General features: G+C 50.7%; 10 protein-coding genes and 1 pseudogene. 2 read left to right on the forward strand and 9 right to left on the reverse strand.

Annotated elements, in window-relative coordinates; translation table 11 throughout:
- Positions 1–113: 113 nt before the first annotated feature.
- Both DP091_RS32020 and DP091_RS22810 read right to left on the reverse strand, forming a co-directional pair.
- A pseudogene (locus tag DP091_RS32020) lies at positions 114–274 on the reverse strand (glycoside hydrolase family 88 protein); the annotation flags it as partial.
- Between the two features lie 59 nt (positions 275–333).
- Positions 334–1245, reverse strand: coding sequence for a helix-turn-helix transcriptional regulator (locus tag DP091_RS22810; RefSeq protein WP_113060411.1), 912 nt, complete (start codon positions 1243–1245; stop codon positions 334–336).
- 135 nt (positions 1246–1380) lie between these two features.
- Here DP091_RS22810 and DP091_RS22815 point away from each other — a divergent pair, with 135 nt between their 5' ends.
- Positions 1381–3366: an alpha-amylase family protein gene (locus DP091_RS22815; RefSeq protein ID WP_113060412.1), complete on the forward strand. Its 1986-nt coding sequence runs from the start codon at positions 1381–1383 to the stop codon at positions 3364–3366.
- 261 nt (positions 3367–3627) lie between these two features.
- Here the strand turns inward: DP091_RS22815 and DP091_RS22820 are convergent, their stop codons facing one another.
- The 4 genes from DP091_RS22820 to DP091_RS22835 form a co-directional block, all read right to left on the reverse strand.
- Positions 3628–5826: a heavy metal translocating P-type ATPase gene (locus DP091_RS22820; protein WP_113060413.1), complete on the reverse strand. Its 2199-nt coding sequence runs from the start codon at positions 5824–5826 to the stop codon at positions 3628–3630.
- A gap of 237 nt (positions 5827–6063) precedes the next feature.
- The gene (locus DP091_RS22825) at positions 6064–7083 is read right to left on the reverse strand and encodes a serine hydrolase domain-containing protein (protein WP_113060461.1); all 1020 of its coding nucleotides are present in this window, start codon (positions 7081–7083) and stop codon (positions 6064–6066) included.
- A 49-nt stretch (positions 7084–7132) separates the two neighbouring features.
- Positions 7133–7957 (reverse strand): MerR family transcriptional regulator, encoded by an 825-nt coding sequence (locus DP091_RS22830; RefSeq protein ID WP_113060414.1) that lies wholly within the window; start codon positions 7955–7957, stop codon positions 7133–7135.
- 112 nt (positions 7958–8069) lie between these two features.
- Positions 8070–8804 (reverse strand): alpha/beta fold hydrolase, encoded by a 735-nt coding sequence (locus DP091_RS22835; protein WP_258394659.1) that lies wholly within the window; start codon positions 8802–8804, stop codon positions 8070–8072.
- A gap of 330 nt (positions 8805–9134) precedes the next feature.
- On the opposite strand from DP091_RS22835, the gene DP091_RS22840 reads away from it, so the two are divergent.
- Positions 9135–11180 (forward strand): serine hydrolase domain-containing protein, encoded by a 2046-nt coding sequence (locus DP091_RS22840; RefSeq protein WP_113060415.1) that lies wholly within the window; start codon positions 9135–9137, stop codon positions 11178–11180.
- A 196-nt stretch (positions 11181–11376) separates the two neighbouring features.
- Here DP091_RS22840 and DP091_RS22845 read toward each other — a convergent pair whose 3' ends face one another.
- The 3 genes from DP091_RS22845 to DP091_RS22855 all read right to left on the reverse strand — a co-directional run bounded on the left by DP091_RS22845 (position 11377) and on the right by DP091_RS22855 (position 13806).
- The gene (locus tag DP091_RS22845) at positions 11377–11613 is read right to left on the reverse strand and encodes a hypothetical protein (RefSeq protein ID WP_146747015.1); all 237 of its coding nucleotides are present in this window, start codon (positions 11611–11613) and stop codon (positions 11377–11379) included.
- 151 nt (positions 11614–11764) lie between these two features.
- Complete coding sequence (locus DP091_RS22850) at positions 11765–12730, reverse strand: DUF4097 family beta strand repeat-containing protein (RefSeq protein WP_113060417.1); 966 nt, start codon at positions 12728–12730, stop codon at positions 11765–11767.
- A 260-nt stretch (positions 12731–12990) separates the two neighbouring features.
- A complete protein-coding gene (locus DP091_RS22855; RefSeq protein ID WP_071221625.1) occupies positions 12991–13806 on the reverse strand; it encodes a ZIP family metal transporter in 816 nt (271 codons plus the stop codon).
- Positions 13807–13993: the final 187 nt, after the last annotated feature.

Genomic DNA, 13993 nt, shown 5'->3' on the forward strand with positions numbered 1-13993 from the left:
ATTTCACTAGGCACGAACAAAAAAAAGCCCTGAACAGTAAGGGCTCATGGTATAGAGAGGCCCTGTCTATTTTTAAGTCACAGGGCCTCTCACTTTTTGGGGAAAAAATGAAATTATTCTATTATTTTTGACCTCACGGGTTCATACCAGTAACCGGGCCGCCCGTTGTTTAAACGCATTTGCGCTTCAAGGAAGAAATAATCGCCCCAAATGACAAAATCGTCCGGCGCAATCCCCCGCTTACAAAATACGTACCATGTCGCAAAAAACTTTCGAAAGGTTACCCTGCACGGATACGCACTCACCGTATCTCTGGGTACACAGCCTTATTACTTATGAGGGATGCCCAAGTGACGCATCCCCTCCACCTTCCTTCTTCTGCCGAAGCATCTGCCGATAAGCGCCGGGCGGCATGCCAAGCTTGGCGGTAAACAGGCGCGTCATGTAGTTGGAATCGCGGATTCCTACGCGTTCCGCGATCTCGGAAATGCCAAGCACCGTGCCGCCAAGCAGTTTCTTGGCCTCCTCCAGGCGCAGGTGCAGTACATACTGCAGGGGCGTTTTGCCGATATGCCTCTTCATGCATCTGGCGATATAACTCGCCTGGAAGTGGAGCTTTTCCTCAAGCGAGGCCCGTTCAAACGGCTCCCTCCAATGTTCGTTTAAATAGGCTGCGGCGGCTTGGGCCAGCCGGACGGAAGGCTCCGGCTCGGACGTCCGAGCGCAGCCTGCCTGCAGCGCGGCAAACAGCTCGGTCAGCAAAAGATGGAGCTGGAGCGCATTCTCCCCGTTCAGTCCGTTGTGGGTATCGTTCAATCCGCGCAGCATCGGCTCCACGGTTTGCACCTCAATGGATGCAAACTTCGGCAAGTACATGCGCTGCTGCGATGAGGGCTCAACGTCTTCGACCGTGCCTTTGGACAGCAGGCTTGTCCAGGGTATATCCTCCTGCAGGATGTGCACGGCCGGATGCTCATGGATGAAATGCACCCAATAAATCTCCGTATGCTCCAAGCACGCTCGGTGCCCGACATGCCGCAGCCCCGCTTCCAGCAACAGCAGCTTTCCCGGGCCTACCACATACTCCGTCTGTTCCTCCCTCATGTAGAGCGTTCCTTTTGTGACCAGCAGCAGGTCATAAACGCCGAAGGTACGAGCGAAATGGCTGTCTCCCGGCTTCCATACGGCATGTCCGGCCGTTACGGACTGCGGCAGCGGCGGTATGGCGAATTCTAAGCACAGCAAGGCCATCCCCTCCTTTTCGCAAGTTCATTTTGTGCTAATTAAAGTCTATATTATCACTGGTTGCCCGCATGAAAAAGAGGTACATTTGATCACAAGTAACCGCTAACATATAGCGACTAAGGAGGCTGTTTGCGCATGCGTTATCGTCAGGTTCATCTCGACTTCCATACATCCGAGGCCATTGCCGACATCGGAAGCCGTTTTTCAAAATCCCAGTTCCAGAACATGCTGCGTGCCGGGCACGTCGATTCCATTACGGTGTTTTCAAAATGCCATCACGGCTGGGCATACCATCCGAGCGAAGCCAATGAAATGCACCCGCATCTCTCATTCGATCTGCTGGGCGAGATGATTGCTGCCGCCCACGAAATCGACGTCAAAACGCCGGTGTACTTATCCGCGGGGCTGGACGAAAAGCTGGCGCGGCGCCATCCCGAATGGCTGATCCGCGATGCGGAAGATCGTACGCGCTGGGTGAAAGATTTCATGACCCCCGGCTACCACGAGTTTTGCTTGAATACGCCTTACCTGGACATCTTGATTGAGCAAATTCGTGAGGTAGTTTCCAGCTATGATGCGGACGGCATTTTCCTTGATATCGTCGGGACCCGTAAATGCCGGTGTCAGCATTGCGTGGCCGCGCTGCGATCAGCCGGTCAAGACCCTCGCGATGAAGCAGCCGTTGCCGCCCTGGGCGAGGCAACCTACCTGAATTATGCCCGCCGCGTTCGGGAAACGGTGGACGAGATCAAGCCCGGTCTTCCGGTTTTCCATAACAGCGGCCATCAGCGTCGCGGCCGCCGCGACCTTGCCCAAGTCAACAGTCATCTGGAACTGGAATCGCTGCCGACCGGAGGCTGGGGTTACGATCACTTCCCGCTGTCCGCACGCTATGCACAGACGCTTGGCATGGACTATCTCGGCATGACGGGCAAATTCCATACCTCCTGGGGCGAATTCGGCGGTTATAAGCATCCGAACGCGCTGCGCTTCGAAACGGCGCTCAGTCTCGCCCACGGCGCCAAGTGCTCAATCGGCGATCAGCTTCACCCTTCCGGCCTCATGGATGAAGCGACCTACGCCTTGATCGGCACCGCCTATGCGGAGGTGGAAGCGAAGGAGCCATGGTGCAGCGAAACATCTTCAGTGGCGGATATCGCCGTCTTGTCGCTGGAGGCTGCTTGGGAGGCTTGTCCCGAAGCACGGAAGTCGGAAGACCGGAACAATCTGGCGGATGCCGGAGCCGTACGCATCCTGACCGAAGGACATTACCTGTACGACATCGTGGATGCCAGTGCTGATTTCAGCCTCTACAAAGTGCTGATTTTGCCGGATGATGTGCCGGTATGGCCGGCATTGGGAGAAGCTATCCGCGCTTTTACCGCAAGCGGCGGCAAGCTTCTGGCCACGGGTCGCTCAGGTTTGGTTCCGGACGGCAGCGCCTTTGCCCTTGATCTTGGACTGAACTGGAGAGGCGCCAGCCCTTACCGTCCGTCATATTTCCGTCCGGACTTTACTCCAGGGCCCCTTCTCCCTGCTTCATTTGTCATGTACGGCGAGGGACAGCAGGTTGAACTAAACGGTGGCCGTACGCTTGGCAGCCGGGAGAATCCGTACTTTAACCGGGACGTGTTCACGTTCTGCTCGCATCAGCACACGCCAAGCGCGGGGGAGGACAGCGGCCCCGGCATGATCGAAAGCGTGAGCGGTATCTATATCGCTTGGAATGTGTTCGGCGATTACGCGGACAACGGACATCTCATTCTGAAAGAGATGGTATTGCATGCTCTCGCCCGGCTCCTGCCGCAGCCTTCCTTGAGCTGCGATTTGCCGGCACGAGGCATTGTGACGCTTCAGTTTCAGCAGGGCGAGAATCGCTACATAAATCACCTGCTGTATGCCACTCCTGTGTTGAAGGGGCGTGTTGAAGTCATTGAAGACATCGTTCCGCTGCGGGATGTTTCCGTCGGCTTGCGTCTCCCGTCCCAGGCTTCGGTTAAACGGGTCTATTTAGCTCCCTCGATGGAGGAACTTCCTTTTACACTCAATAATCAAGAGGAGATCAACTACACGGTTCCATATTTGGATAATCATCAAATGGTTGTGTTGGAGCTGGCGTAGTGATCCTTCCTGCCTCAGATGTGTGATGGCAAACACCCCTGCCTTGAGGAATAGCCGCAGTCCCCGGACTGCGGCTTTTTCCTCTTACTATCTTTTATTGCATCGCAAGAGTGGACGGTTTACACCTCATAGAGAGGTTATTCAGGATCAGTTAGCCGTATAGTCAACATGGTTCCCTGCCAATTATCTGTTATGTCTCTTCCACATTTCGGCTCGAGATCCGTACCTTTGGCTGCATATCAACGGGTTGGGACTCCGTCTTCACATTATTATGCGGTTCTTATCCAGTCTCTTCACCTTCAGCTGCAATCTAAGCGCATTCGCAACAACAATCACGGAGCTTGCCGCCATGCCGATGCAAGCGATGCGCGGATCCAAATAACCGCATGCGGCCAATGGTACGGTAACGGCGTTATATAACAGAGCAAACAGCAAATTCTGATGTACATTCCGCATCGTTTGGCGGCTCCACGTATACGCATCGATGATGTTGAATAGCTTGTTTCCGATCAATACGATGTCGCCGGCCTGTTTAGCCGCGTCCGCTCCCCCGCCCATCGCCATGCCGACATCAGCCACGGCTAGCGCAGCCGCATCGTTTATGCCATCGCCAATCATCGCAACGGAACGCCCTTGATGTTGAAGCTCGCGGATGAACACCAGCTTGTCTTCAGGAAGCATGCCTGCACGCATCTGATCGATCCCGGCCGCGGCAGCCACCGCCACGGCGGCTTGCTCCTCATCGCCGGTTACCATCCACACATCGGCTCTGCGCTTTAACTCCTGCACAATCTTCCGGGCGTCTTTTCTAAGCTTGTCAATCAATACAAGCGATCCGATGCCCTTCCCGTTCACGGCGACATAAATCCTTGTATAGCCGGGGTGATCTGGAGGACTCTCCAGCTGTATGCCCTGCTCCAGCAGCCATCTTCGATTTCCCACGCATACATGCTCTCCTTTGACATAGCCTTCCATCCCTTTCCCCACCCGCTCTTGAAATTTCTGGGCTTCCAAAATGGGGGAATGTTTGTCTTGGGCAGCTCGTACAATGGCTTGTGCTAACGGGTGGGCGGACCGGGAAGCCAGCGCAGCCGACATGGATAGCGTGTAAGCCGTTTTGGTGCCGTCCGCAGTGTGAATCGCCGTAAGTTGAGGCGTTCCTTCCGTCAACGTGCCGGTCTTATCCAACAGGACGACATCGGTTCGGCGCAAACTCTCCAGAGAACGGCCGTCTTTGAATAGAACGCCTCTTTGGGCGGACGAGCCGGTTGCGATCAGGATGGATACCGGCGTAGCTAATCCAAGCGCACAGGGACAGGCGATCAGTAAAACAGACAGCGCGTGGCGCATGGCCGTTTCGGATGCATCGGGAGATTGGGAAAACCAGAGCCACCCCGCATATGTAAGCGCAGCACAACCGATCATCAAGGGAACAAATATCGCCGCTATACGATCTACGGTTCGCTGAATGGCCGGTTTCCCCTGCTGCGCGGACTCGATTAGCCCAATCATTTGAGACAGGCGGGTTTCGTCATGATACTTATCAACCACGATGTCCAAACTCCCAATCAGACAACGCGTGCCAGCGTAGACTCGATCTTTCATGCCCTTGGCCACCGCTGTACTTTCACCAGTCAGCATAGATTCATCGGCATCCGCCGATCCCGACTGAACAAATCCGTCAATGGAAATCCATTCCCCCTGATTGACCCGGATGCGGTCTCCGATCTGCACCTGATCCGCAGAAATCCATTCTTCCCCATGACTGCGTATGACTCGAACCCGTTTAACCTGAAGCTCATATAAGGCACTAAGCTGTTTCAACGCTCTGCCTTTAGCCATGGTCTCAAGCCACTTACCCAGCAGAACCGCAGTCATCACCATCGCGATCGTATCAAAATAAAGCGTTGGATGCGTGAAGCTGTCCCGGGATTCAAACATGACATAGTGGCTGTAGAAGTAAGCCACCGAGGTACTTAACGCAACGAGAGTATCCATGTTTGCCGTACGATGGATCAATGCCTGGTAAGCTCCGTAATAGAAAGGATACCCTACGCCAAACTGAAGCAAGGTAGCGAGCACCCATTGAAATACGGGTTCCATCAACAAATTCGGTATCCATTGTGCTGGCCAATCGGCAACATGAGCCATCATCGCCCATATAAGCGGCATGGATAAACAAGCGGCAATAATAAACCGGATGCGATAAGCTCCCGTCTCCGCATCGATCCCGGCCTGTGGATGCGACAGCCTGTCAGTCGCTCCATAGCCAAGTTTTTCGATTTTCTCCATGATCTTCTCTATACCAATCTGCGTCGGTTCATAATGAATCGTGGCCTGAGATAAGGCGAGGCTAACACGAACAGATTGAATGCCTTGCACCTTACGAAGAACTTTCTCGATCCGGGCTGCACAAGCCGTGCAAGTCATGCCCGTCACTTGGATTTGATGCAGCTTCACAACGATTCCTCCCCACCCTCTGCTTATTTCTGTTTTCGCTTGTCCATACAATGTATGAAAATACGCGTAACATCAGAATGGCTAAGAAGGGCCACCGATTGCGATTTTTGCCTGAAAGAGTGTGCAGCAACCATAAAAGCCGCCAATTTGGCGGCCTCAGATGCGCAGATATTCTTGTTCTCTTGACATCGTACTCATATTGAAACTGATGCCGAGATAAAGATTGCGATGATCTATTTAGTTTAGGATCGCCGGGACAATGCGTTCTTTAATCAGTGTCCATCGATCCGGAGGATTGACGGTGAATCCTGATGCAATGGCTACGACCAAGTCTTGCTTCGGAATGCAGCAAATGATATTGCCTCCATCGCCTACTGCCGAGTATGCAGATACCCCGTCCTCATCGCGCAGCCACCATAGATATCCATAATGGTTGGAATTCATCGCCGTTGATTGGTCAATCCATGCCCCCGATATAATGGGCTGATTGTCCCATGTGCCGCGGTTCAGATAAAGAAAGCCGAAACGAGCCATATCTCGAGGAGTTAGCGTAAGCCCCCATCCTCCAGTAGAATTACCGGCCGGATCTTTGACCCATCCCCTGACGTCTTTTCCGAATAAATCATCAAATCCGAAAGAATTCATGTCATAATCCGGAATTTCGTTCATGCCGATCGGTTTAAACAAGTGTTCATTAGCAAACGCGCGGGCACTTTTTCCTGTGCTGCGGGTTATGACAGCTGAGAGAAGATGCACCCCTGCAGTAGAATACTTAAATGCCCCCAGATTTCCTCCTTCACCCAGCATATCCAGCGCATATTGAACCCAATCCGACTGCATGCACAGTTTGTCCAGCGGTTCGTGCCAATCCTCAAATGGATAAGGTGCCGTCATCGTGAGCAGATGGCGTATCGTGACTTCCTGTTGTTGAGCGTGAGCCTTATGTTCATATTCGGGGAAAAAATCCAGCACCTTCTGATCTGCATGTTGTATATAGCCTGCGTCTATAGCAATGCCAATGAGTGCGGATATGATACTCTTTGTAACCGATGCAACATGGTGCCGATCCTCCGGTCCATACCCATGATCATATTTTTCATAAACGATAGCTCCGTGTCGAACCACGACTATGCCATGAATATCGGGATATTCGGTTTTGATCCATGAGTCCAGCCCTGAAAGCTTGTCAGCGTCCATCCCTACCTTCGCAGGGGCTAGAGTTTGCCATAATGTCGTTGGCCAGTAGCTTTTCATAATAGACACCCCCAGAATTTGTTATTTAAGCTATATGGTATATGTAAATCTCTTATTTTTTGGTCACGGGGAAATATACCTCGGTAACCATTTCTTCGGCAGTCAAGGCTTGATAGGGGTCGGTTACATAAACTTCATAGGGGGATTGAGTCAATGCATATCCTTCATCCTCTACCCATTCCCTCAGTTTGGCATATACCGATGTCAAATTGGAGTAAGCCCCCTTTAAAACAGACCTCGCGCAAAGGCCCCCGCACAACTCTCTTGTTCCCTTTACAGCCTCCCTGACCGGAAGGGCAAACTCGGTGTCATTGCCTGCAGGATAGAATTCCGGACTGTGATATATCGTCATGGGTGTTCCGACCAAGGTAAGCTGCTCCCTGGCAATCTTTTCGTACAATCTGCTGTAATACCCGCCGTATCCTAAAGCATAGTCATCACTGCTCATCATCTGACGCATGTAAAGGATATTCATGGGACTCGTTTCAATAAGCTGCACTTCGATTTGATCCAGATATGACATCAGATGTATGCCCTGCTCCAGATTCAAGATATCCTGGTTCATTTGTTTTAGGATATATTCATACGTGTCTAACTTCTCCTGAATATCCCTACGCTTGCGATGAAGGGCGAAGCGAAGCTTCTCTTCGGATTGATCCGCTTCCTCGTCCAGAATCTCCTTGATTTCTTCCAGCGAAAAATGATAAGACTTCAAACGGTTAATATAGAGCATTTTCTTTAATTGACTAATGGAATAATATCGGTAACCGTTTTCCGGATTGATCTGATCCGGATGAATTAATCCGATTTCATCGTAATATCGAAGTGTCTTTGTAGATACTTCGCATATTTTGGAGAATTCTCCAATCGACAGCAAAGGTTCACCTCTTTTCTGGTTTATCGCTCTTGGTTCAAGATCACTATACACCTTGCCCTAAGGGCAAAGTCTACAGCAATTTATAAGGAGGATTATGATCCGCCCGTCTCCGCTATAAATGAGGGGTACCCTCCGGAATAGTACCGGTGTTAAGCCAATGGTTCACTACCCGATTAAACAGCGCCGGATCAGCAAGCGGTATGCCGTGCCCAACACCGGGAAACATGATCCCGTCAGCGTTTTCGCTCAGCTGCACGAGATCTTCAGCCGACTTTTTAACACGGCCTCTCTCCTTCTCCCCAACCGTAACCAATAGCTTCGTTGTTGATTCTTGAATCCGCGGAGAGATTGAATAGGACATATTCTCCTTCAGCACCGAAACCAGCATCTCCCGCTTCATCTGCAGAGTTTCCGCGTAATACTGCTCAAAGTCAACCTTATTCACATACAGCGTGCTTGCCTGCCATCTGGAAAACCATCTGTATCTCGTTAATGGGAAGCTTATTCGCACTGAAGGTTCAATCAGCTTAAGCGCTGCCGGCATTGGCCTCAGCAATGCGCTGTTTACGATGGCGTAATCAATAAGGCCGGGTCGTTGACATATCATCTCTACGAGAATTTGCGCCCCTAGTGAAAAGCCGAGGACAACAACCTCCCGTCCATCAGCTCTGGTCGAAATGACCTCGTTAAGGTGCTCCGCGGTGCGGCTTATGGAAAAAGGCGGATTGCCGGGGCTGCGCCCATGTCCGGGCAAGTCAGGTATCAGGCAGAAGTTGTTTTCAAAAAAGGCAATCTGCTTGCTCCACATCCATCCGCTTACACCGCCGCCATGCAAAAAAACGATCATCCTTGCTGCCTGCTTATTTCCGCTCTCCTTGATGTATAGATTCAGTTTCCTCATCCCCCAGTCAACTTTATGTTTATACTATTATAAAATAGTAAGTATAAAAGATGATAGTTTATCCCCTATTTAACGCCACTTTATTGTACAAATTGAGAGAGTATAGTATAAAATCATCGATTCCGCGCTCGGTTATTCTATCTCTCCTGGACCAAAGTCGAGGTCCGGTTCCCTCCGAAGAGCCGGTTAAAACTCATTCTGTGGACCGTTCTTCCATCCCTCTCCATCGTCTACCATGAAGTGGAAATCCAATACGATTGACAAGGAGAGGAACCCATGAAGCCAAATAAACAAAGCAAATCCAGAACCATTCGTGTCCTGAGAGCCTCCGTACTGTCCGCTAGCCTGCTGGCTTTCCCTGCCGATATCTTTGCCGATACGGCTAAACCCGCCTCAAGTACAGCCTTAACACAGCATACGGGAGCACCGGTACTGAGCTCCAAAGAAGTCAAGGCGTTCACCGACGCCTATTTTGCCAAACCCCAGGTTTCGGACATGCTGGCCGGTGCGCTTGTTGTGATCGTAAAAGACGACAAGGTACTGCTGAATACGGGCTACGGCTATGCCGACCTTGAATCCAAGAAAAAGATTGATCCCGATCGGACCTTGTTCCGCATGGCCTCGATATCCAAATCGATAACTGCGACGGCGGTCATGCAACTTGTAGAGGAAGGGAAGATCGACCTGAAGCAAAACATAACCGATTATATGCCGGATGTTAAGATCACCAACAACACCGGGAGACCTGTCACCGTTGAGCATTTATTGACCCATACGACTGGCTTCGACTTTACGGACGACTACTCGCTTCCGCAGCATATCATTCAGAAGGGCGAGATGCCGCTTGCCGACTTTATCCGGTTAAATGCACCAGCTGTGGTTCGCACACCAGGAGAGGCTTACCGCTACGATAATCTAGCCTCCTCCATGCAGGGCTACATTGTCGAGCGGGTATCGGGAGAACCGTTTGAAGATTATGTAAAAAAGCATATTTTCACTCCGCTACAGATGGAGCACGCTGCATTTCGGATGGATGAGGATATCATCGCAAACCTTGCCACTGGCTACAATGCCAAACGTCATCCGTATAAGCCATACCAAAACATACCTACCATCGCACCGGAAGGCGGCATGTTCGCCACCGGTACCGATATGGCCAATTTCATCACGGCCCATCTAAATAAGGGCCAGTTCGGATCTTCCCGCATAATGAAGGAAGAGACCATGCACTTGATGCATCAGACGCATTATGATGCAGCCGGTCTTCCGTTGATGTCATACGGTTTTGAGTCGTTTATGCACAGCAGCCATAACGGCCAAACCCTCATTGGCAAAGGTGGCGATTTGGATGGCTATCATTCCTGGCTTTGGCTTCTTCCCGACCAGAATGTCGGAGGCCTGATCGTTGTTAACAGTGACGTGAGCACATCGATACGAGCCGAATTTTTCACCGCGTTTATGGATCATTTTTATCCGAAGAAGCAGGTTCAGCAGAACGACTTCCCGCTTAATCAGGAGCAGCTCAAGAAATTCGAGGGCATGTTCAGAAGTTTGAGAACACCGATTATCGCCACGCAGGTGAAGGCTGGCCAAGGTGAGTTATTGGTCTCGGATGCATTGGGCGAACATAAACTCGAGCCGGTCGGTCCGCTGCGATTCGTAGATGAGAACGGTACGCCGGCCGCGTTCAAGGAAGATCATAACGGCAATGTGACGTATATGTATTATACGGCGATAGACAGCATGTCAGAGAAGCTCGAGGAGCCTGCTGGGTACAGCGACGTTCCGGAAGAGGACCCTTATGCCAAGGATATCTACTTCTTACAGTCCCTCAAGGCTTTTGGAGAGAATGAGCAATCCACCTTCCGACCGAATGAACCGATTACGCGGGCAGAGTTTGTCAGTGTTATGAGCCGGCTGGCCGGGATGAAGCCTAGCGATAACCCGAGTTCGTTCAAGGATATGCAAGGGCACCCACTCGCAGGTTATGTGCAGAATGTCGCGGACATGGGGGGTGTCACCGGCACACCGACCCAGAACTTTGAACCGGATCAGCCGATCACGCGCCAAGAGGCTGCTGCTATAATATGGCGTGTGGCACAAAACACCCTTGGTGCCAAGGCGGTTCCGGCTAAACTCAGCTCAAAACCGGCTGCATGGGCAGACGAAGCCGTACAGTTCATGGTCGGATCCGGGATGCATGGACCCGAGGTGACAACAGACGCACACGGGGCTGCCGATTACCGGCCGTCCGACAAACTTCTGCGCAAGGAAGCTGCCGCCATCTATGCGAGACTGATTCAACAAGCCTTTGGTTTTTAATGAAAGAGACATCGAAGTTGGTCATACCCCTGCCAAGTTGACGCCAATAAAGTGACATCTGTAAGCTGCGACCGTTTCCCGGAACTCCAATGGGAAGCGGTCGTTTCATTTTTCTTGAGCGTTCCGTGAGATGAGACGAGTGTTATACGCAAGTACAGAAGGGTGGCTCCAGAGGTGGAAGCCATAGTGTGTTCTATTAGCAGCTGCTCCTGTTGTTTTCGTGCATCATCTCATAAGCCTCCCGCACACTTGCAATAATCAACCCGAAACGTCCGCCAGCTTCAGAAGCCGCTTCTTCCTCAAGGCTGGCAACCTCCGTCTGTGTCATATTCCGCAGCCCGGTCGTCCGGCGCCTGGCGATAGAACATGTTCTCCTAATAACTAGCCGCACGGCCTCTTTCTTAACAGCCTCAGCATATTTTCTTGTTGGCACGTCCTGTTTTTCCCATGAAAAAACCCCTCCGGCAGACAACATGAAGGCCATCTTAACAGATGTCTCCTTTTCGTTGTCTGCCATGAGGGGAGAATACCAATTCGGGGTGTCTTCTCTTCAACTCGTCAAATTCTATTGTGTGATCAACTTTTTATTCCAGCTTGAAGTTTCCAGAGCCTGTGCGAACTTTCAGCGTTATGTCGCCATTGCCGAACGTCCCTTTCAGCCTGCCTTCGTCTTCGTCTTTCACCTCAAACTGTATTCCGTCCCACTCGATTTTCCCTTCACCGGAGCTTCCTTGAAAATCAACTTCGAGGGAGGAAGGCTCTTGAGCCAGATCGATGGTTACGTTCCCGCTTCCGGCTCGGAGGTCGGTATTATGGATCAACCGCTCCGATTCCAGGTGTATGTTTCCGGAGCCTGTCTTTCCTTGTAAGGCCGACTCCCCGTCTTTCAGTTCAACGTCCCCGCTTCCAGCCTGAAAGTTCACCGTTGTGGCATGGTAGCGTTCCGCCTCTATAGTGCCGGATCCTGATTCCAGCATGAAGGATTCGGCTTCAATCTCCATTGCCTCAATATCACCACTGCCCGTATACACCGAAAGTGAGCCTGCATTTACTTCTTGAATATTGATATTCCCGCTGCCTGCCTTAACGGTGACAGCATCTCCCCGCATCTTCCCGATCTCGATATCGCCGCTTCCGCTTTCAATTTGGGCCTCTGTCCATTGCTTTTCCGGTAATTCCACGGTTAAATCGACATCCATAATATTCACGCCAAGCTCAATACCGTCAGGAACATCAACCCCGATTACCAGCGTATCTCCGTTCGGCTCGACCTTCAATTTCACTTGGTCTGCATTTTTCGTGCTTACCTTTCCGTTCAACCGGACTTTAATCTCGTCTGCATTTCCTTTGGTGATTTCAATGTCGGAGCTTCCAGTCTGTAGGGACAAATCCCGGTAATCATCAGCGGCGAATGTTTTCTCTTCATTAATTTTTTTGGTCTTAAAGGAAAATCCGAATGGTACATCCGAAAAAATGTTCATCGGGTTCATCGTAAAGAGCAGCAGCAGTACGCCGGCCACTACGATCAATATACCTGTTTTCTTTTGCATAGCTTGTTCCCATTCCTTCCGTCGTCCCTTTTTGTCTCTCTCCTGCCAAATCCTGAAGTCCTATTCAGTATAGCATCCATTTAGAGACTTGAGCATTGGTCCCGCGAATGAGACGGGAACCTCGACTTTAGTCCAGTATAGCTTAGCCGGGAAAATCACATACGATCATTACATGATAGCATGGCGTGTAAACCCTACTCCCATTCAACCGATATGAACAGCAAAACAGCCAGTCCGCACCCGGCTGGCTGTTCTTTGCGCTATCCCAACGCCACATCAAGAATCATCATCAATACAAAACCGAACATTAAACTCATGGAAGCCAAATCCTTATTCCCTTTTTCTTGCGAGCTTGGTATGACCTCTTCGGCTACAACGAAAATCATCGCACCGGCCGCGAAACTCAATGCGTAAGGAAGCATGGGTTCAATAAAGGCGACGGCTACCGCGCCGATTACCGCGGCAATGGGTTCTACCATACCCGAGAATTGTCCATAGAAAAAGCTTTTTCTCTGAGACATTCCGTCACCTCGCAGAGGCATGGAAACCGCAACGCCCTCCGGGAAGTTTTGAATACCGATTCCCAAAGCCAGCGTCAAAGCCCCCACCAGCGATGCTTCAGTCCCTCCATTGGCAAGCGCACCGAATGCGATCCCGACCGCTAACCCTTCAGGAATGTTGTGGAGGGTAATTGCGAGTACCAGCAGAGTACTCCGTTTTCTCACTTTGGGGTTATATCCTTCCGCTCCTCCAATCGGAGAATTGGGATGAAGATGGGGTAATACCTTATCGATTCCCCATATAAAAACTCCACCTAATAAAAATCCAAAGGCTGCCGGAAACCAGTTTCCAATCGCATTGCCTTCCGACATCTCGATGGCTGGAGCCAATAAGGACCAGTAACTGGCCGCAATCATGACACCGCCGGCAAAACCCAACATACTATCCAGCAGGCGCTGGTTCAAGGTTTTTGTAAAAAAAACAAGAGCCGCCCCTAATGCCGTCATTCCCCAAGTAAACAAGGTGGCTAGTAATGCTTGGATAATGGGATTGAATTTCATAAAAAAATCTACCATTAAACAAGAACTCCTTTATGAAAATAATATGATACCAGATAATATCTCCGAATTTAGACCTTACATACATTTAACGGTCATTCAGAGAGTGATCTAGAAATTATGTACCCGCGAGAGCTCATTCTAATACACTCAGTGCAAATTATTATATATCATAATATGCAATCATGGTTGTCATTTATTTTTC

The organism is Paenibacillus sp. MDMC362 (assembly GCF_003269305.1).
Taxonomy (GTDB): Bacteria; Bacillota; Bacilli; order Paenibacillales; family Paenibacillaceae; genus Paenibacillus_AQ.

Bases quoted from the DNA above. Each gene is read 5' to 3' on its own strand.
- DP091_RS22815 (WP_113060412.1), top strand. From the start codon at position 1,381: ATGCGTTATCGTCAGGTTCATCTCGACTTCCATACATCCGAGGCCATT.
- DP091_RS22835 (WP_258394659.1), bottom strand. From the start codon at position 8,804: ATGATCGTTTTTTTGCATGGCGGCGGTGTAAGCGGATGGATGTGGAGC.
- DP091_RS22840 (WP_113060415.1), top strand. From the start codon at position 9,135: ATGAAGCCAAATAAACAAAGCAAATCCAGAACCATTCGTGTCCTGAGA.
- DP091_RS22850 (WP_113060417.1), bottom strand. From the start codon at position 12,730: ATGCAAAAGAAAACAGGTATATTGATCGTAGTGGCCGGCGTACTGCTG.
- DP091_RS22855 (WP_071221625.1), bottom strand. From the start codon at position 13,806: ATGGTAGATTTTTTTATGAAATTCAATCCCATTATCCAAGCATTACTA.